Here is a 17,504-nt window from a genome sequence, read left to right as displayed (position 1 = left end):
AATGGGTATGAACTCCCCTATTTATTGAATACTTCTCAAGAAATTAAAGGAAAAGGCTGCTTAAAATGCATGTTTTTATCAAAAAAGTATCCACAAACGTTTGCGCGAAGATTCTTTCTTAATTCTTTAATAAAAAGCCCCTAACATTTACTTCTTAAAAGCAATTGCCAGGGGCCTGATCAAAATTTAAACGCTTAACTTAATTAACCGTATTGCGGGGATTACTTCTTTCGTTATTTGCACCTACTTTGGTTAACTTGTAATTTAACGATAGGTAAAAATACCTGGTAATGTTATTGTAGCGCACATCTTCTATCCGGCTGCTGTTTACAATTCTATCAATGCTGGTATTTTGATTCAAAATATCAAACCCTTTTAAGCTTAGTGTTACCCTGCGTTTCATTAAATACTTGTTAATGCCTGCATTAAGCAAAAAATAATTGTTGTTAAATCCGTCTGCACGCCCGGCTGACCCAACATGGTTCACATCGGCCTCTACCCTTAAATCTTTAATAAACTCATAACTCAGGTTAAGGTTATTCTCCAGACTAAAATATTTGTTATCAATTGCCGATTCTGCTGTATTATTTATCTTGGTATAGGCCACGTAAGCATAAATACCAGCATTAAATTTATCATCAATATCATAACTCCAATTAATGTTTGGCCCGATTTCGAACCTGTTGGTAATGTTTTTAGCACTGCTGATAAAGTTTGTTCTATGTTCGGTAAAGAAGTTCATTCCATAGTTCATCCTTAATCCTTTAAGTTTTGATGGCATACCGAAAAATGTTCCTGCCCGCAGGTAATAATTTCCGTTTACGTTTATGGGTTTAACCGTTTGGATTCCGTTATTATAGGTAATATCATTGCCTGTATCATCAAAAGATAAATTATACAGGAAATAACCGTTCCAATAGTGGTTATTATCAGGACTGAACGTATTGAAGTTGACTGACAGGCGATGATTTTTCCGTGCTTCTAAATCAGGGTTTCCAATCCTCTGGTATAACGGATTGGTATTGTTCTGCACCGGCTGTAAATCGGTTACCGATGGCAGATTAACACTTGCGCGATAATTGATGGCTATGGTTTGATTGGCTTTATTCTTAAAATTTACGGTTAGCCTCGGCAATAAGTTAAAATAAGACTTTTCGATATTGCCGATGTTAGCACCAATGTTATTCAATACGTTTGCATTTAATAAACTTTGCTGGCCATTTAATCCAAAATTATAGGTCCAGTCTTTACCTGTATAAATAAAGCCCAAGCCAGCAGTTTGCAGGCTATTATGGTTATCGAAAGTATTGGTTAATAAAGGAACAATGGTTTCGTACCGATCGGTGGTTGGGTTATAATCAAAAGTAAGCTGTTGGGCATCTACAATACTGCGCGTATAACCATAGGCTACATTGGCACTCCATTTTTGATTTAAAGGCCTGGCATAATTCCCATTAATGGTATAAGTTTTGGCTGCGTTTTCCTGGTTGGCCTGCTGGTTAATATTGGTAACGTTAACCGCGCCGTTTACATATTGGTTTAGCAGCGATTGGTTGAGCCAATCGGCATTGTAAGTATTCTGAGTGCCATTTAAGCGGATTGATACTGAACCCTTTTTATTTGGCAACCTTCTGAGTACGGTAAATTCGCCAAATAATGAAGGCGTAAAATTATGTTGGTTATAATACTGAGTTCCATCGTTTGCCTTTCCTGTAGCATCAAAATTTGCATTAAAAGTCCGGTTGTTAATGTTGGTGCTATTGTTTAATATAACATTCGGACGCAATACAATATCCGTTAACGAATCTGGATGATATTCTGCCTTGAAATTGAATCGGTGTGCTTGGTTATTGCTGTTCCGATCAGTATTATCCAATGTACGTAAGATATCGCCCGAGCTTAAATCCTGAATATTTGATAGTTTATTACCTAAACCGGAAGAGAAGTAAGTAAAATAACTCCCGCTAATGGCTAACTTATTGTTTTTGCCCCATGAGTTGCTGTAGTTTACGCCACCACTGTGCGTAGTATATAACCCAATGGCATTGTTATCAAAAACGCCGCTTCCTCCTATAGTGGTTTTACCATTATTGTTGTTAATCGAAAAACTTCCCCCGGCAGGCGGTGCAAATATATTTCCGATGTTTCCTCCACTAAAACTACTCAGGTCATCATAACCAAAACTGGCATCGTTGGTATTGTTGCTCATCCCCAAAACTGCAAACTGCAAATTCTTATTAAAATGGTTCGCACTTAAATATGTTCCGTATTTATCGGTATTACCCCCGGCTAGGTTGGCATTGCCAAACCAGCCTTTTTTCTTATCCTCTTTAATGGTTAAGTTTAAAACCTTTTCCCTTTGCCCATCATCAATTCCGGTTGCTTTGGCTTCCTGTGTTTTGCTATCAATCAATTGTACTTTGGCAATGGCATCGGCAGGTAAATTCTTAGTTGCTGTTTTAGGGTCGGTACCAAAAAAGTCTTTTCCATCCACGGTTAAACGGGTAACTTTTTGTCCCTGTACCAAAATGCTCCCATCTTTATCAACCGTTACGCCTGGCAACTTTTTCAGCAGATCTTCTACCGCTGCATTTGGCCTGGTTTTATATGCATCGGCATTAAATTCGACAGTATCTTTTTTTACCGTTGCCATAGCATACCTACCGCTAACTGCAACATCTTTTAAAGCTATTGCATCTTCTTGCATTTTGAATGTTCCAAGGTTAAGCACTTTTCCGTTTACGTTAATTTTTTTCGTAACCGGATTATAACCCATTGCAGAAATCCTGATCTGATAATCTCCGTTGGCAACAGTGTTGATGGTAAATTCGCCCACCTTATTGGTTACTACACCAACTTTTTTGGTTGAGTCGGCTGTGTTTGATAAAATAACTCCTACATATTCAATCGGAAGGTTGGTTTTCCCATCAATAATTTTTCCATTGATACTGGCAGCCTGTTGTGCGAACACTTTCGTAGATAATACGCACAGCAATATCCATAAATAGATTTTCATAACTGAAATTTTGATTTTTCTTTAGTTTGTTTGAAAAACCTTTTCTCAAGGTTTCAGCTATAAGACACCAAAAGATGGAAAGTGTGACAAAAAAAGATGTTTTTTTTGTCTGGAAAGTTAAAAAAGTTCCAGAAACCTAGCATTTACCGGTGCTGAAACTTATTAAGTTATTAAATAATCGAATTATTGAAAGTTTGAATAATCGAATTAAAGAAAGATGTAATGATTGAACGGAGGATTTGATCGCTGAGGAATTCAATCATGCACAACCCACTCATGCTATCATTTATTAAACGTATCAAGATATAATTCCTCTACTTTTTTCCGGGCCCAGGGCATTCTTCTTAAAAATTTTAAGCTCGATTTAATCGTTTGGTTGTTGTTAAAACAATCAATCCTGATCAGTGATCCCAGTTTTTCCCAACCATAATGTACCTGAAGATCGGTTACAATTTTCTCAAGGGTAATACCGTGTAACGGGTTATTTTTTTGCTGTTCGGCCATTGGGCAAAGTTAAGGCAAAATTATCGGGGTTTATATTGCGCCAGCCAAACATTTGCACCGCCACATTCTGGATCGTTAACTTTATGGGTAAGTACCTCAAAATTATTCTCTTCGAGCAATTGATGGTATTCTGCTACAGCCAATGAGGCATGAAAAAGATTTTCGCCACCGTTCATTCCCCAGGCTTCTCCCCTTTCGGTACCTGAGGTAAAAAGCAAAACTCCGTTGGGGTTAAGGTGCCGACCAAAAATACTGAACATGCCAGGCTGATCGGCAACGGGAAGATGGAAGAAGCTATGCCAGGCAATTATTGCATCAAATTTTTCATCCAGATCCAACTTCCGCATGTCTTTATGGATAAATCGCGTATCCGGAAAATTTGCTTTTGCAATTTCGAGCATCTGTGTACTGGCATCAATACCTAAAACCTTAACTTTCATGCTTAGCAGGTATTCCAGTATGGGTTTTCCACTGCCACAGCCTAAATCCAAAACACTTGCGTTGAGCGGGAGCTTCTTAAGCACCTCATCCAGATAAGCTTTTTCTTCTAAAACTGAATAACGGTTTTCGGCAAACCATTGACCTATTTTATCGTAAACTTTATAAACGTTTTTACGCTCTAGTTTTTCCATGTTTTGTTTTTTAAACTGCTGCTTTTGTTGCCTATAAGTTGATGTTACCAACACCGAACCTTCATGATCCTCATAATTAGTTGCTGCCCACAGCAGGAGGCTTTCATGACCCTCATGATTAGTCGCTGCCCACGGCAGGAGGCTTTCATGACCATCATGATCAGTCGCTGCCCACAGCAGGAGGCTTTTATGACCCTCATGATCGGTTGCTGCCCACGGCAGGGAGCTTTCATGACCATCATGCTTGGTTTGGCACTTATAGCCTAAAGCTTTAATCATGATTTGACCCTATAATCTTAATAAGCGGTAACCAATCATAATCACTAAAAATACTGATGCGCTTAATATTTTATAATGATTTAACAGTTAACCTACCGCAGTTGCATCAATTTCAATCAACATACCATTTAAGGCCAACCGTGACACCGGAATTAATGTGTTAACCGGAAATTTCTGATCTGGCCATATCTTTACTGATTCCTCAATCAGAATCTGATGTTTTTCGTCATCATAGCCCACCACTAATGTTGTCAGTTTTGCGATATTGGCCATGCTAAGGTTCTTACTCTTTAAGGCGAGCGCAATATTTTCAAATACAATGCTTACCTGTGTTCTAAAATCTTCGCTTAAAACACCGTCGGTTCTGCTCCCACCTTGCCCGGCAACAAAAACCAGTTTACTGTTTGCCTGCACTGTTGCTACATGAGAGTAGCCATGTGCACGGGGATCATATATCCCATCGGGATTGGTGATCTCTAAAGAATCTATTTCCATTTGCTACAAATTTATCAGCCGCTAAATTATCCGATAAGAAATGGTAAACCGTCGGCAATTTGCAATAAAAAAAGCCTCCTGATGTTTTTAATAATCAGGAGGCTTTATACCATTTACAGCGGAATTAGTTTCCTGTAGCTGTCCATGTATTGTTATCAGGATTCGAATCCGGCAATACTTTATTTGGATCTAAAGTAACTGATTCAAGTTCTTCAGTTGTTGGATAACGCACCAACCAGCTGGTATTTTTCATCCAAACATCAACCGGAACTTTTACAATTTCAGTTTTACCGCTTTTAGTTTTTACCTGAAGGATGATTGGCATAGGCATTTTTTCGAGGTTTACCACTTTAATATTGTAACCCACCAATTTATCATCCTGTTTAACAGCTTCAACAGTAGCAATGCCCTGATCCATTTTCCAGCTGTTTAACCACCAGCTTCTCCAAAACCACGCTAAATCTTCACCTGCGCCATTTTCCATCGAGCGGAAGAAATCAAAAGGTGTTGGGTGTTTAAACGCCCAGTTTTTAATGTATTGACGGAAAGCATAATCGAAACGGTCTTCGCCTAAAATCTGATTTCTCAAAATATCCAATCCCCAACCTGGTTTGCTGTATAAATTAACACCAATGTTTCTTTCAGCCATTCCATCAGGCATTTGCATAATGTTTTCATAAATCGGGTTGCCAATTACAGCCTTTCCAATTTTGTTTAAATCTGCTGGTGGAGTTGCGTACTCGCCTTTATTGAAACTGCTTTTCGATATTCCGTTAATGAAAGTATTAAAACCTTCATCCATCCAACCGTATTTACGTTCGTTAGATCCTACAATCATCGGGAACCAGGTATGACCAAATTCATGGTCAATTACACCCCAGGCACTTGCTTTTTTAGCTTTCCAACCGCAAAACACAATACCAGGATATTCCATACCACCAATATTTGTGGCCACATTAACTGCCATTGGGTAAGGGTACTCAAACCATTTTGATGAATAATGTTCGATGGTAGATTTTACATATTCTACACCCCGGCCATAACCATCAGCACCATTACTTTCTACAGGTTGTGCAGAAACTGCCAAACCGGTTTTACCACTTGGCAATTTATACCTTGCTGCATCTAATACAAAAGATTTTGACGAAGCCCAGGCCGCATCACGTGCATTGGTAATTTTAAATTTCCAGGTTAATTTATCTTTCGCCGGACGCGATTTAGGATCAGTTACTTCTTCTTCACTACGGATGTGGATGGTAGCATCGCTCAATTTAGCGGCATTCCATCTTTTTAACTGCTCAGCTGTAAAAACTTCGGCAGGGTTTAACAACTCTCCTGAACCCATAACAATATGGCTTGCCGGTGCGGTAATGGCAAAGTTAATGTCGCCATATTCGCAATAAAACTCACCACCGCCCCAATATGGTAAGGTGTTCCATCCAATTACATCATCGTAAACACACATGCGTGGAAACCACTGTGCAATGGCAAAAATTTCTCCATTTTTAGTGGTTAAATGGCCCGTTCTGTCTGATCCTTCTTTTGGTACCACATACGAATAGTCCATTTTTACAGTAACTATATCACCATTGGCGGCCATAGGCTGATCTAAACGGATCTGCATCCGGGTATCCTCAACTAAAGAGGTAAACTTTACAGCACCTGCTTTTTGCGATACACTGATGTTCTGGATTTGATATCCACCATCAAATTTTTCGCCCTGTGCTCCATAACGGCTGCGGGATGGTGTAATTGCGTACCCGCGAGAGGTTTGTTTAAAGGTATTCTGATCTAACTGTAACCATAAATATGGTAACTTATCAGGGCTGTTGTTTTTGTAAGTAATGGTAACTGTTCCGCTTACCATGTTTTTAGTTTCGTCGAGGTTGGCGGTGATGTTGTAATCTACACGGTTTTGCCAGTATTTTGGCCCTGGCGCACCAATTGCCGAACGGAATTCATTTCCGTTTTGAGTATAAAATAATGGTCCGAATGCTTCAGCAGGATTATAATTTGTTGCTGGTGCAGGTGTTGTAGCTTGCTGGGCAGATGCTGAAAGCGCAAAAACACAACAAACTAAACAAAAATTAATCAGTTTAGTCATTTTCATGATAATAATAAGGTTGTAATACTGCTGTAAATATAAAAAATAACCACATATAGATTTATATGTGGTTATAATGTTACCTATTTTGGCAACAATTCGGTTGTTATGATTTAAAACTTCTTAATTTGCCTTTAATTTAGGTAAATCTTGAAGTTTTCTTTCTTGCGGGGTTAATTTATTCCATGCAGCAAAGGCACGTGAGATGTAATAAGGGTAACGGTATGGTCTTTCTGCTTTTACCGCCTCAATAGATGGCCTATAAATGATCATAAAGTTTTTAAGGTCATCACCATCTAATTTGGTAAGTTCGGTAATGGCTTTTGGGGTAAAATTTTCATCAATTTCCTGCTGATACATTTCTTTCTCTTCAAGATCAGCTTCTTTGCGTTGTTGCCTTCTATATTTACCATACCCAAGGTTAAGGTTTAAGCCACCAACTTTATCTTTCATTCTTTTACGGTTAAGGTTACCGCCGGTACTTAAAAGGGTATATTTTTCTGCCAACGGATCTTTTGCATCGGTAACCTGGCTGTTCATCCGCACTGCGGTAACATCTACATCTTTTAAGCTATTCGATTTTGTAGGAAGATAGATGGTTCTGTTTAACAAATTGGTTAAATATAAGGTATCGGTATGGTAGCCAATGGCCGAAAACTCAATCAGGTCGCCAATATTTGCTCCGATGGTGTATTTACCCTCTCGATTGGTACTGGTGGTTTTTTTACTGTTCAGATTTCTGATGGTTACACCAGGAAGTGAGAGTGTTTTTTTCGAATAATCGAAAACTGTACCTGTAGTTACCGTTTGTGCATAAACGCCGATAGGCAGGGCAAGTAATAGAAAAATGATCAGTTTGTACATAATCAAAAGTAACTTAGTTCGACATTTAAAATTTGCATTTAACAAACTTTAACATTAGAACAAATGAATTAGGTTAGTGTTTTTAAATAGTTATTATCATCGAATCCGATTAATACAGCTTTATTGTTCTGCTCAACAACCGGGCGTTTAATGGCACTGGTATTTTCTTTTAAATAAGCGATAGCCAATTCCTGGTTGTCTATTTTTGCCTGCTCCTCATTGCTGAGTTTTTTCCAGGTCAATCCTTTTCTATTCAAAACGGTTTCCCAACCAAAAGCATTACACCATTCGTTTAATTTTTCTTCGGTTATGCCTTTTTTCTTAAAATCATGAAATTCAAAATCAACCTGATGTGCTTTTAACCAATCGAGTGATTTTTTAACTGTATTGCAATTCGGAATTCCGTAAACGGTCATGTTAATTGAGTGATTTATGGTATGAGTAAGTGGGAAATTGAGGTGAATGATCGAAATCAATCTAAAAATCCGTTTCAAAGATAGTAAAATTGTTTATCGGTGGTGGGTATTCGGTTGGCGGTGTGAGTTATTACTATTCTACACTCGCATTAATATCAATTACTAACCTAAAATTAGTCAGATGGTAACATGTGACTACACATCAAGAGTTGTCAACTTTCTAGCGGGCGTGCGAGGAAAGTTGACAACTCGACAATCCTGAATACCTTATTCATTCGTCACATTTTTTAGCACTTCCATCACATTTTAAATATTGATGTAGATACTCTTCGTAAAATTGCAGCATAAACTAAATCAAATGGAAATTCTATCTGGCAACCCCTCATCAATCAAATCCAAAAGTATTAATCAGCTTGAATTTTGGATTTCCACAACATTATATATCCTTGCGCTGATCAGTATCTGTACGCAAACCACTTATGGCTCCGGGGGCTCGTACCGTTTTTCGGAAAACTCGCTCGATTATAGCGTAATGCAAAACTTCTTTTTGCCCGAAATTGTAAAAATCAGCATTCTCTACTTTAGTTTTTTGTTTTTCAATTTTGTTTCGATGCCCCATTTGGCAAGAAAGCGGAACATCATTATGAATGTAATTTTAACCGTTTCTGTTACCTTCATTTCTATCCTGGCCTGGATGATAGCCAACACCTACTCAGAAGCATACCGTTTGGTAGAATATGATGACATAGAGCACGCCTATGATATATTTTTCGGTGAAGCTTTTACCTATATCTTTTTCATTTATTTACTGTTTAACATTTATGCCTATTTTAATGAGCGGGGATTAGAACTGCTGAAAAGAATCCCAATTTTAAAAGGTTATAACGACAATATCACTCCCGAACTTTTTACATCAACCAAAATCTGGCTGATTACGCTGATGATATTTGCAACCGTACTTTCGGTAAGAATAGATTATGAGTTGCTGGTGATCTGGGTGATTGTTCCACCGGTAAATATTTTCGTTGCATTTTGTGCCATCTATTACATCATCCCAAACCTGAGAAAAAATTTTAAGGGTTTTGCAAGATATTTTTGGGGAAATGTGGGCATTACCATCATTGTTTCGATGCTTTTATTAATTGTTTTAGTTGCGTTTATGCGCAACCGTAATGCCATCCCGATTGCCCTGATATTAAATGCCATTTGCTTAATCTGCGTTACCACACCTTTAGCCTGGTATATATACAAACATAAATTCGAGAAACTGAGTGAAATACAAATGCTTAAAACCGAACTGGGAAAATCGGATGCTAACCTGAATTTCTTAAAATCACAGATCAATCCACATTTTTTATTTAATGCACTAAATACACTTTTCGGAACCGCTTTGCAGGAAAATGCAGAACGTACAGGGGAAGGAATCCAGAAACTTGGTGATATGATGCGTTTTATGCTCCACGAAAATACACAGGATAAAATTTCGTTAACCCGGGAAGTAGAATACCTGAACAATTATATCGATTTACAAAAGCTTCGCACCTCACGATCAGGAGACATTAAGATTGATACACACATTGAAGAACAACTGAACAATTTACAGATTACACCAATGCTGTTAATTCCTTTTATCGAAAACGCATTTAAACATGGAATCAGTTTGCAACAGCCCTCGTATATTAAAATAACCTTACAAACTAAAGAAAGCACATTATATTTCGATGTAAGCAATAGCATTTATATTAAAGCCGATAACGACCCCGAAAAGTTAAAAAGCGGTATCGGATTGGAGAATGTAAAACAACGTTTATCGTTACTTTATTATGGGAAGCATGAACTAATTATTCGGGAGAATGCCAATGAGTTTTTTGTTCATTTAACTTTGCAGTTGGATTAAGGCAGTACAATCCGAGCAGAGGCTAAATGAGGACAATTTGTTAGTAAAAATTCTTATTATTGAATTTAAATTGGTGCTGTCATCCTGAATGCAATGAAGGATCTTTTAACGATGAAAACTGGCTTGAATTACAGAAAAGCAACAGGCGAACGTCGTTAGATCAGTGATAATCGGTTGGAGATGCTTCCTTCTTCAGCATAATAAAAAGCCTAACAAACACAAAGAACAAATAAAAACATGATTGCTATTGCTATAGATGATGAACCCATTGCACTTGATATTATAAAATCTCATGCCTCAAAAGTTCCGTTTGTAGAATTGCAGGAAACTTTTACAGATGCTTTTGCGGCAATTACTTACCTTCAGCACAATAAGGTTGACTTAATCTTTCTCGACATCAAAATGCCAGACATTAGCGGTATAGATTTTTAAAAAGTTTGAGCAAACCACCCATGGTTATTTTTACCACTGCTTATACCGAACATGCCGTTCAAAGTTTTGAACTTGATGCTGTTGATTATTTGTTAAAACCTTTTTCACTTTCACGCTTTTTAAAGGCCTGTAATAAGGCACAAGAACTCTTTAATCTGCGAAATCAAAGGCTAGAAGTTAAAACAGCATACATATTTGTAAAAGATGGTTATGAACAAATTAAGGTGGAATTAAACGAAATCTTATATGTGGAAGCTTCAGGAAATTATACACAAATTAAACTTGTCGGCAAGCTTTTAAGTTCACGAATAACAATTAACGATCTTCGCAGAACTGCTGCCAAAAGCTGATTTTATCCGCTGCCACCGGGCATTTATTGTGGCCAAAAACAAAATATCCAAATTTGACCGCAGCCAAATTTGGATTGGAGAGAAAATTATTCTCCATGGGGCGAACTTATGGCGGTATTCAGCTACCTTAACAAGTTAATTCATTTATTTTACCGTAACCCTTATCCCAGCAGAATGTGTGGTAAATTCTGGTGCATACATATTTTGCAAGCTGGTAATTCCATTTGAAAAATTTCCTGCATGCGTTACCCGCAATGGATATTCAAATACATAGGTTCCTTTTGGCATGTAACTGATAAAGAAGTTGGTTGATGCATCTTTTGTACTTTCATAATAACCAAGTCCATCCTGATATTTATATCCTGAAATTACATTTACAGGTTCAGATCCCGATGAACGCATGTCTTTCAAATGAATATATTCCATATCACGATCACAGTAAATTTCGATGCGTACTTTTAATAAATCGCCCGGAGCCAGTACATTGGTCGAAGTTAATGGCGTTAAAATGTCTCCTTTAATACTTGCTTTCTGAATAAACAGCTCTTTTTTAATTTTAACACCAGTGTTTGCAGGTGTAATTTTATCCAGCTGTTCGAAATACTGCCAATACATAGCACCCAGGCAATGGTTTGGTTGTTATTTTTAACCGCTACCCTACCCATTTCTGGCTTCACATTTATACCAGGGATGGTTAATTTTTGATAACCTGTGCCAGCCTCTTTTACCGGGTTAGGTTCTTGCAATTGTGCCAGTTTCTGGTCACCTATTGTAATTTCTGGCTCCTTACTTTCTGCCAATAAATCTGTTCCGTTCATTAACAAGGCATAACAGGCCGCAGTAGTAGCCTTTGTGGTTTTCCAATCGTTGGTTTGTTTGTTTTTAAGCAACCAGATTTTCATCTCCTCTACGGATTTGGTATCATTTGCCACCTCGCCGAAAGCCTCAATCAATAGTGCCTGTGTTTCTATCGGGTTTTGGTACCACCACCAGCCTGCTTCGATTTTTAGCCCAATACATGCCCATTTCGTCGCTTTGTTGAGCAGTTTGTGTTAATAAGGTGATTATTTTTTTAGCTTCTTCAGTATTTCCGTTTTTCTGTTTAAAACTAAAGCAGCCTGTGCCAGTTGGTAGGTATCGAAGGTTTTCCAATTGGCGATTAATTTATGGAGATAGAAATCTTTGGCTTTTGTAAAATCGGCAGTGGTATTTTTTTGATTGCTATAACTTCTCGCAAAAAGATAGTGTAATGGTAAGTAGCCAAAACGTTTTCCCTTCACTTCATCTTTATAATCGTTAACAAACTTTGCGTCTAAATAAATAATGGCTTTATTCAACATCACATTAAAATTCGGATAGGCTTTTTCGTCGATCATTTTCAGTTTTTTTAACTGGCCCATTCCTAATACAATGTGTTGTGTAATGTATCTATCTTCCTGCATGCCGGTAAACCATGGGAAAGCACCGTTGTTGAACTGCATTTTCTCCAATTTCTCGAAATTGTTTTTCAATTCGTAAGTCATTCGGTTTAAATCGAAAAGTATAGCCAAACGTTTTTTACGCGCTGCCTCGTTTTCTGCATTGCGTACCCACGGCGTTTCTTCCAACAAAATAGATTTTAATTCCTTATTTTTTTCCAGATCGGATAACAATGCCTGCCCATTATTGGTATTTTGCCATTGCTCAAAAACAGTTTTAATTTTTGGTGTTGAATTGATAATTCCGGTGGCAAAACTATTGGCATAAAACCTGCTAAAAGTTTGCTCTGCACACTCATAAGGGTATTCCATTAAGTAAGGCAAGGCCTGCACGGCATACCAAACAGGATTGGATGTAAACTCAAAAGTTAAACTCTGGTTGCGTAAGGTTTTCGAACTGCCGGATTTTTCTAGCTTTTCGAAATCGAAAGTTTTTGTGGTATTGCCGCGTACATTTATAGACATGCTTTCGGTAACCAGCATCGCGTTTGCTAAAACCGGGATGGTATTTTCTTCTCCATCGCTAAATTTGCCGCTTTGCGCCACAACTTTATAGGTAATGGCGCTAATCCCTGATGGAATAATTAATTTCCACTTTAAAACAGTGTTGTCCGCATCATCAACCACGAAATCCTGCTTCTGTTTTTTCATTCATTGCAAAAATCCTGATCGGTTTCGCGGTTAAAGCATCAGTTAGCTCCAAACTGGCATTGCCCATAAGTTTTTTTCCTGCCAGGTTATTCAGCTTGGCACTTAATAAAATGGTATCTCCTTCACGGAAAAAGCGTGGTGCATTGATGGCAATAGCCAATTGTTTCTGGGTAACAAGTTCTTTGGTAATGGATGCAGTTTTTAAATCTTTGGTATGTGCAAAGCCCATCATTTTATAACGGGTTAAGCTCTGCGGAATGGTAAATTCTATCTTAATTTCACCTTTGGCATCGGTGAGTAGTTGTGGATAGAAAAATGCAAGCTCGTTAAAATTTGTGCGTAAGGTTATATTTTTGTTCTTAAGGGATTCAATTTCCTGACGCAATGTTGGATCTTTAGATTCATCATTCAGTGCTACTGCAGATTCAGCCATTGGTGCCGCTACATTCAACCCGGCAACCTTTCCCTGCAAAGCAGAAACACCTCTTATCTGTACAGCAGAGCCAGTTACACTTTTCCTTCGTTGCTCGCCATAGCCCACAACCATAACTTCGTTTAACGATTGCCTATCTTCTTTTAAAATTACATCAACGCGTTTTTTACTGCCTATATTAACAGCATAATTTTTAAACCCTATAAAAGCAAAGTTTAATTTTTCTCCTGCTTTGGCTTCAATAATGTAAATACCATCATTATCTGTATTTGTTACACGTTTACCAGCGCTTACCTGTACACCTGGCAGTGTTTCATTCTCGCTGTCGAATACCACTCCATAAACCGATTTTCCTTTTTCTAATGCTGCCAGTTTCTGTTTCGCCCCTGCCGACAAACCTTTTATTTTAGGTTTATGTAAGCTGTTTATATAATTTTCGTAACTGTTGTTGTAGCCTCCATAATAATTGTAGCCAAATAAATTAAGGTTTTCATACCAACGTTCAATTACAGTATAATTTTTGTGGGTTCTTAAAAACCATAAATAACCCTGGTTAGTAATATCATTGGCATTAAAATTCCAGTTGTAAAAATAATAGTTAAAGCCGCTGGTCAACTGCGTGTTCCAATCCATCCTTTTAAAATCATCCAAACTGGCATCGTAAAGTGTAGCCACCATTTCGGCCATTTGCTTTTCGCCATTTTTATTGCTGATCTGTAATTTCCAGCTTTCTTTTTCACCTGGCTGAAGTTTATTTCTAAAGGTTAAAAATTGAATGTTCAATTCATTTGCAGGGTCGGTAATGCGTACCTGTTGCATCGATTGGTAAATCGTTCCCTGGTAAACCATCGTAAATTGTACGGCAAATCCATCTTTATAAACAGGATTGGGTTTAATTTTAACAATATGCTGCTTTGGCGATAGGTTAATCCAAACTTTTTCGGCAATGCTATCGCGATAATAAACCTCATAATAGGCAATGGTATTTTCTGCAAGTCCGGCCAATCTAAAAACCGCACTTTCGGTTGGTTTGATTACATTTACCTCTGGTGAAATCCATTCGATGTTTGACTGTATTAAAGCTGGTTGCTCACTATACACCACTAAATATTTATCAACTTTAATTGTATCTTTCTGAGCATTTATGGCCAACACACTGATTTTGTAATAACCTGGCTTTATATTTTTTTGATTTAAAGTTAAATTCCCCCGACCATCTTTTATGGTTAAATTTTGTTTCAGTGATACTGATTTTATCGGCCATTTTGCTACTTCCAACTCATTATTATATTCCTGGTCAGGAAAGTTTTTAATAAACTCCTCTCTGCTCATGGTATAACTTTCGGCATTAAAAGGGCTTTTGTTCACCAGCCTTGAGGGGGCCTGGAGTAAACTCCACTCTGCCATGATATCGGCTTTTATCGGTTCGTTATTTAAATTGGTTACCCAAAATGGAATACTGTCAGTTTTGCTACTTAAATAAATAACCTGCCGGGTATCTATATTAATGTTAATGTCTTTTTGCCCCACATTAATACTTGTTGATTTTGTGCGGGTTTCGCCATTTATATCCGTTAATTCTATTTCAACTTCATAGCTGTAATTTTGGTTTAAATTGATTGCTTTCGCAAAGAACTTAATATCGAATTGTCCGCCCTGCCTGGTGCTCGTTTTGCCGGTGGCAATTTGTTTCCGCTGAAAAAATGTTGCTCCATAAATAGCCTCACCTTGCGAATAATCTATTCTGCCATCATAAATCGCCCTGCGAAAAACTTTATAACTAAGCTTCACATTGCCAACAGCATATCCTGAAAAGGAAGTGGCTTTACCCTGAACTTTAATACTATCGTTAAGTTTATAAATTTGGTTTGGCTTATCGAAAACCACTTCAAATGTTGGCCGTTTATATTCTTCAACCTGTACACCAATGCTGCCATAGGTGGTTACAATTGCCATATTGCCATTTAGCTTACCCATTGGTATAGTAAATGAACCCTGAAAAGTACCATACTCATTACTGGTAACCTCATTTTTGGTTATTTCTTTTCTATTGGCATCCTTAAAATAAACCTCAACCACTTTACTTGGAATTATTTTATTTTTTCCTTTTTCAGACGTTAAACATAATCCTTTATAGTAAATGGTTTGCCACGGGCGATAGATCGGCCTATCGGTAAAAAGAATTATGCGTTCCTGATCAACATCCTCACGATAACTGTTGTAATTATTAATGTTTAATTTCAATTCCTCGTTACCATGTGTTACCAATGCATAGGCCATGTTATTTTCGGTTTCATTTGTACTGGCGTAACCCTTATCATTCGTGATCATTAAATCACCATCAATGTATTTCTTTGTATTGTAATTGTATCTCCGTTGTAGAATTTTAACGTTTTTTAAGGGTGTGCCATTACTTAACCGGTAAACTGTATACTCGTGCTTTTCGATATTGCGCCTATTGGTTACGGCCATTATAGTAACCTTGAAATTGATATTGCTGTAAACGGTATCTTTTTGTTTTGGGTTAATGGCTTGGGCAATTAAAGTATAAGCTCCTAAAGCTAACCCATCAATTTTATCAATCAAGGTGTGGCTTTGGTAGTCGGTACTTTTTGGAACCACAACTGACCATTGTTTTACAACCTTATTTATGGTTAAGAAAGTTAAAAAATCTGCTTTGTATTTAAACTGCTCATATTCATTCTCAAATTCAGGTGTTTTAAATAACCTAAACTGTATGGTATCTACATTTTTGTAAGATAGATGGAGTTGTGAGGGTTTATCAGGTAAAATATAACTTTTGGTTATAGCTGATAGTTCGCTACTTTGAATTTGTTTAATCAAGTTTTCTGCATTACGCCCACCAATACTTTTCGGATAGGCAAAAACCGCTTTTTCTGCCAACGCTATAGCTTTGATCAGATTTTGTTTGTCGGTATCGCCCGGTAATTGTGCATTTTTACGAATTTCGGCCTGCTCGTATAAAATATCGGCATAAACTTCAGTTTGTTCGAGCTTGTTTGGCCAATACATCCAACGCATTGTAATATAATTCTAAGCCATCGCCATTAAAACTCTGTTTTACAAATTTTAAACGTTTTAGGTCAACATCAACCAATGCCGACAAATTGCTGTCGTTTTGATGAAATTTTATTAACTGCTGAAATAATTTTAAAGCCTGGGGGTTTAAAGGATGTGCTATCGGGCAGAATTGACATTCCTAAAAAGGCCTCGTGGTTTCCAAACCAATCTACATTACTCATGTTGATTAATTCCTCATCATATTGCGTCAGGTTAAGTTGGGTATTGTTAAAAATACCGATGGCACGATGGGCAAGTAAATCGTATAATGTTGGCCTGAACTTTCGGTTATTTTTATCTCCGGCCAAAACAGCGTCTAATACATCAACGTTTGTTTGCTGCAACAGCTCACTCTCCCTTAAGGATAACAGATAGTATTTTACCGTTTCATCATTGAGTTTTTTTATGCTCCAGGTCTTAATGTCGGTACTTACATCGCCTTCTATCTGTGTACGCTGATTAATCTGCCACCTGTTTTGTTGTAGATAATTCCAGTAGGTTTCAGCCAAAAGAGATTGTAAAATACTTTTTTCAGGTTGCTTGGCATTGCTGATATCTTTACGCAAATCAATCAAAATTTTATCAAAAGCATCCTCTTCCAGGTAACTTTGAAACATCATTCTGTAAATAACAGATTTGATCAGCAACGGTGCATTGTTATCACTTTGCGCCTGCTTATTAATTTTTGCGATCAAATTAAGCGCATCTTTTGGTTTGCCTTCGTTTGCAATGAAATCTACCTTTTCAAAATCGGCCAGTGTGTACTTGACCTGCGCAGAAGCATTAAACGATAATAAAAAGATAAAAAGGAATGATGTGGCTATACGTAATGATGTATTCATAAGATGATTTTGCGTTTTAATAGAGATGGG

General features: G+C 37.5%; 16 protein-coding genes. 4 read left to right on the top strand and 12 right to left on the bottom strand.

Features of this window, described 5'->3' with window-relative positions; translation table 11 throughout:
* Nucleotides 1-199: 199 nt before the first annotated feature.
* The 7 genes from AC0IWE_RS24760 to AC0IWE_RS24730 all read right to left on the bottom strand — a co-directional run bounded on the left by AC0IWE_RS24760 (nucleotide 200) and on the right by AC0IWE_RS24730 (nucleotide 8,388).
* On the bottom strand, nucleotides 200-3,016 hold the full coding sequence (locus AC0IWE_RS24760) for a TonB-dependent receptor (RefSeq protein ID WP_471795152.1): 2,817 nt from the start codon (nucleotides 3,014-3,016) through the stop codon (nucleotides 200-202).
* A 282-nt stretch (nucleotides 3,017-3,298) separates the two neighbouring features.
* Nucleotides 3,299-3,520, bottom strand: coding sequence for a VF530 family protein (locus AC0IWE_RS24755; protein ID WP_471795151.1), 222 nt, complete (start codon nucleotides 3,518-3,520; stop codon nucleotides 3,299-3,301).
* Nucleotides 3,521-3,540: 20 nt separating this feature from the next.
* The gene (locus AC0IWE_RS24750; RefSeq protein WP_471795150.1) at nucleotides 3,541-4,152 is read right to left on the bottom strand and encodes a class I SAM-dependent methyltransferase; all 612 of its coding nucleotides are present in this window, start codon (nucleotides 4,150-4,152) and stop codon (nucleotides 3,541-3,543) included.
* A 366-nt stretch (nucleotides 4,153-4,518) separates the two neighbouring features.
* Complete coding sequence (locus tag AC0IWE_RS24745) at nucleotides 4,519-4,926, bottom strand: RidA family protein (RefSeq protein WP_471795149.1); 408 nt, start codon at nucleotides 4,924-4,926, stop codon at nucleotides 4,519-4,521.
* Nucleotides 4,927-5,050: 124 nt separating this feature from the next.
* Nucleotides 5,051-7,036 (bottom strand): M1 family metallopeptidase, encoded by a 1,986-nt coding sequence (locus AC0IWE_RS24740; protein WP_471795148.1) that lies wholly within the window; start codon nucleotides 7,034-7,036, stop codon nucleotides 5,051-5,053.
* 117 nt (nucleotides 7,037-7,153) lie between these two features.
* Nucleotides 7,154-7,894, bottom strand: coding sequence for a carboxypeptidase-like regulatory domain-containing protein (locus AC0IWE_RS24735; protein WP_055910169.1), 741 nt, complete (start codon nucleotides 7,892-7,894; stop codon nucleotides 7,154-7,156).
* 68 nt (nucleotides 7,895-7,962) lie between these two features.
* Nucleotides 7,963-8,388: an arsenate reductase gene (locus tag AC0IWE_RS24730; protein WP_471795147.1), complete on the bottom strand. Its 426-nt coding sequence runs from the start codon at nucleotides 8,386-8,388 to the stop codon at nucleotides 7,963-7,965.
* A 280-nt stretch (nucleotides 8,389-8,668) separates the two neighbouring features.
* Between AC0IWE_RS24730 and AC0IWE_RS24725 the strand changes: the two genes are divergently transcribed.
* From AC0IWE_RS24725 to AC0IWE_RS24710, 4 genes are all read left to right on the top strand, one after another.
* On the top strand, nucleotides 8,669-10,207 hold the full coding sequence (locus AC0IWE_RS24725) for a sensor histidine kinase (protein WP_471795146.1): 1,539 nt from the start codon (nucleotides 8,669-8,671) through the stop codon (nucleotides 10,205-10,207).
* 237 nt (nucleotides 10,208-10,444) lie between these two features.
* Nucleotides 10,445-10,639 carry a LytR/AlgR family response regulator transcription factor gene (locus AC0IWE_RS24720; protein ID WP_471795145.1) on the top strand — a complete coding sequence of 65 codons (195 nt, stop codon included), beginning with the start codon at nucleotides 10,445-10,447 and terminating at the stop codon, nucleotides 10,637-10,639.
* Between the two features lie 5 nt (nucleotides 10,640-10,644).
* Complete coding sequence (locus AC0IWE_RS24715) at nucleotides 10,645-10,989, top strand: LytR/AlgR family response regulator transcription factor (RefSeq protein ID WP_471795144.1); 345 nt, start codon at nucleotides 10,645-10,647, stop codon at nucleotides 10,987-10,989.
* Nucleotides 10,961-11,128, top strand: coding sequence for a LytTR family transcriptional regulator DNA-binding domain-containing protein (locus AC0IWE_RS24710; RefSeq protein ID WP_471795340.1), 168 nt, complete (start codon nucleotides 10,961-10,963; stop codon nucleotides 11,126-11,128). The genes AC0IWE_RS24715 and AC0IWE_RS24710 overlap by 29 nt, the downstream gene beginning before the upstream one ends.
* Nucleotides 11,129-11,133: 5 nt before the next feature.
* Here the strand turns inward: AC0IWE_RS24710 and AC0IWE_RS24705 are convergent, their stop codons facing one another.
* The 5 genes from AC0IWE_RS24705 to AC0IWE_RS24685 form a co-directional block, all read right to left on the bottom strand.
* Nucleotides 11,134-11,604, bottom strand: coding sequence for an alpha-2-macroglobulin family protein (locus AC0IWE_RS24705; protein WP_471795143.1), 471 nt, complete (start codon nucleotides 11,602-11,604; stop codon nucleotides 11,134-11,136).
* The gene (locus AC0IWE_RS24700) at nucleotides 11,493-11,942 is read right to left on the bottom strand and encodes a hypothetical protein (RefSeq protein ID WP_471795142.1); all 450 of its coding nucleotides are present in this window, start codon (nucleotides 11,940-11,942) and stop codon (nucleotides 11,493-11,495) included. The genes AC0IWE_RS24705 and AC0IWE_RS24700 overlap by 112 nt, the downstream gene beginning before the upstream one ends.
* Before the next feature lie 111 nt (nucleotides 11,943-12,053).
* On the bottom strand, nucleotides 12,054-13,118 hold the full coding sequence (locus tag AC0IWE_RS24695; protein ID WP_471795141.1) for a hypothetical protein: 1,065 nt from the start codon (nucleotides 13,116-13,118) through the stop codon (nucleotides 12,054-12,056).
* Nucleotides 13,087-16,593 carry an MG2 domain-containing protein gene (locus AC0IWE_RS24690; protein WP_471795140.1) on the bottom strand — a complete coding sequence of 1,169 codons (3,507 nt, stop codon included), beginning with the start codon at nucleotides 16,591-16,593 and terminating at the stop codon, nucleotides 13,087-13,089. The genes AC0IWE_RS24695 and AC0IWE_RS24690 overlap by 32 nt, the downstream gene beginning before the upstream one ends.
* A 68-nt stretch (nucleotides 16,594-16,661) precedes the next feature.
* On the bottom strand, nucleotides 16,662-17,474 hold the full coding sequence (locus tag AC0IWE_RS24685) for a hypothetical protein (RefSeq protein WP_471795139.1): 813 nt from the start codon (nucleotides 17,472-17,474) through the stop codon (nucleotides 16,662-16,664).
* Nucleotides 17,475-17,504: the final 30 nt, after the last annotated feature.

It is taken from the genome of Pedobacter sp. AC402, assembly GCF_979252805.1.
Note: the sequence above shows the minus strand (reverse complement) of the source record. Positions and strands in the feature narration are given on the sequence as shown.

Excerpts from the sequence above, each read along its gene's own strand:
- AC0IWE_RS24760 (WP_471795152.1), bottom strand. The coding sequence starts at position 3,016 with ATGAAAATCTATTTATGGATATTGCTGTGCGTATTATCTACGAAAGTG.
- AC0IWE_RS24755 (WP_471795151.1), bottom strand. The coding sequence starts at position 3,520 with ATGGCCGAACAGCAAAAAAATAACCCGTTACACGGTATTACCCTTGAG.
- AC0IWE_RS24750 (WP_471795150.1), bottom strand. The coding sequence starts at position 4,152 with ATGGAAAAACTAGAGCGTAAAAACGTTTATAAAGTTTACGATAAAATA.
- AC0IWE_RS24745 (WP_471795149.1), bottom strand. The coding sequence starts at position 4,926 with ATGGAAATAGATTCTTTAGAGATCACCAATCCCGATGGGATATATGAT.
- AC0IWE_RS24740 (WP_471795148.1), bottom strand. The coding sequence starts at position 7,036 with ATGAAAATGACTAAACTGATTAATTTTTGTTTAGTTTGTTGTGTTTTT.
- AC0IWE_RS24735 (WP_055910169.1), bottom strand. The coding sequence starts at position 7,894 with ATGTACAAACTGATCATTTTTCTATTACTTGCCCTGCCTATCGGCGTT.
- AC0IWE_RS24725 (WP_471795146.1), top strand. The coding sequence starts at position 8,669 with ATGGAAATTCTATCTGGCAACCCCTCATCAATCAAATCCAAAAGTATT.
- AC0IWE_RS24720 (WP_471795145.1), top strand. The coding sequence starts at position 10,445 with ATGATTGCTATTGCTATAGATGATGAACCCATTGCACTTGATATTATA.
- AC0IWE_RS24705 (WP_471795143.1), bottom strand. The coding sequence starts at position 11,604 with ATGTATTGGCAGTATTTCGAACAGCTGGATAAAATTACACCTGCAAAC.
- AC0IWE_RS24695 (WP_471795141.1), bottom strand. The coding sequence starts at position 13,118 with ATGAAAAAACAGAAGCAGGATTTCGTGGTTGATGATGCGGACAACACT.
- AC0IWE_RS24690 (WP_471795140.1), bottom strand. The coding sequence starts at position 16,593 with ATGCGTTGGATGTATTGGCCAAACAAGCTCGAACAAACTGAAGTTTAT.
- AC0IWE_RS24685 (WP_471795139.1), bottom strand. The coding sequence starts at position 17,474 with ATGAATACATCATTACGTATAGCCACATCATTCCTTTTTATCTTTTTA.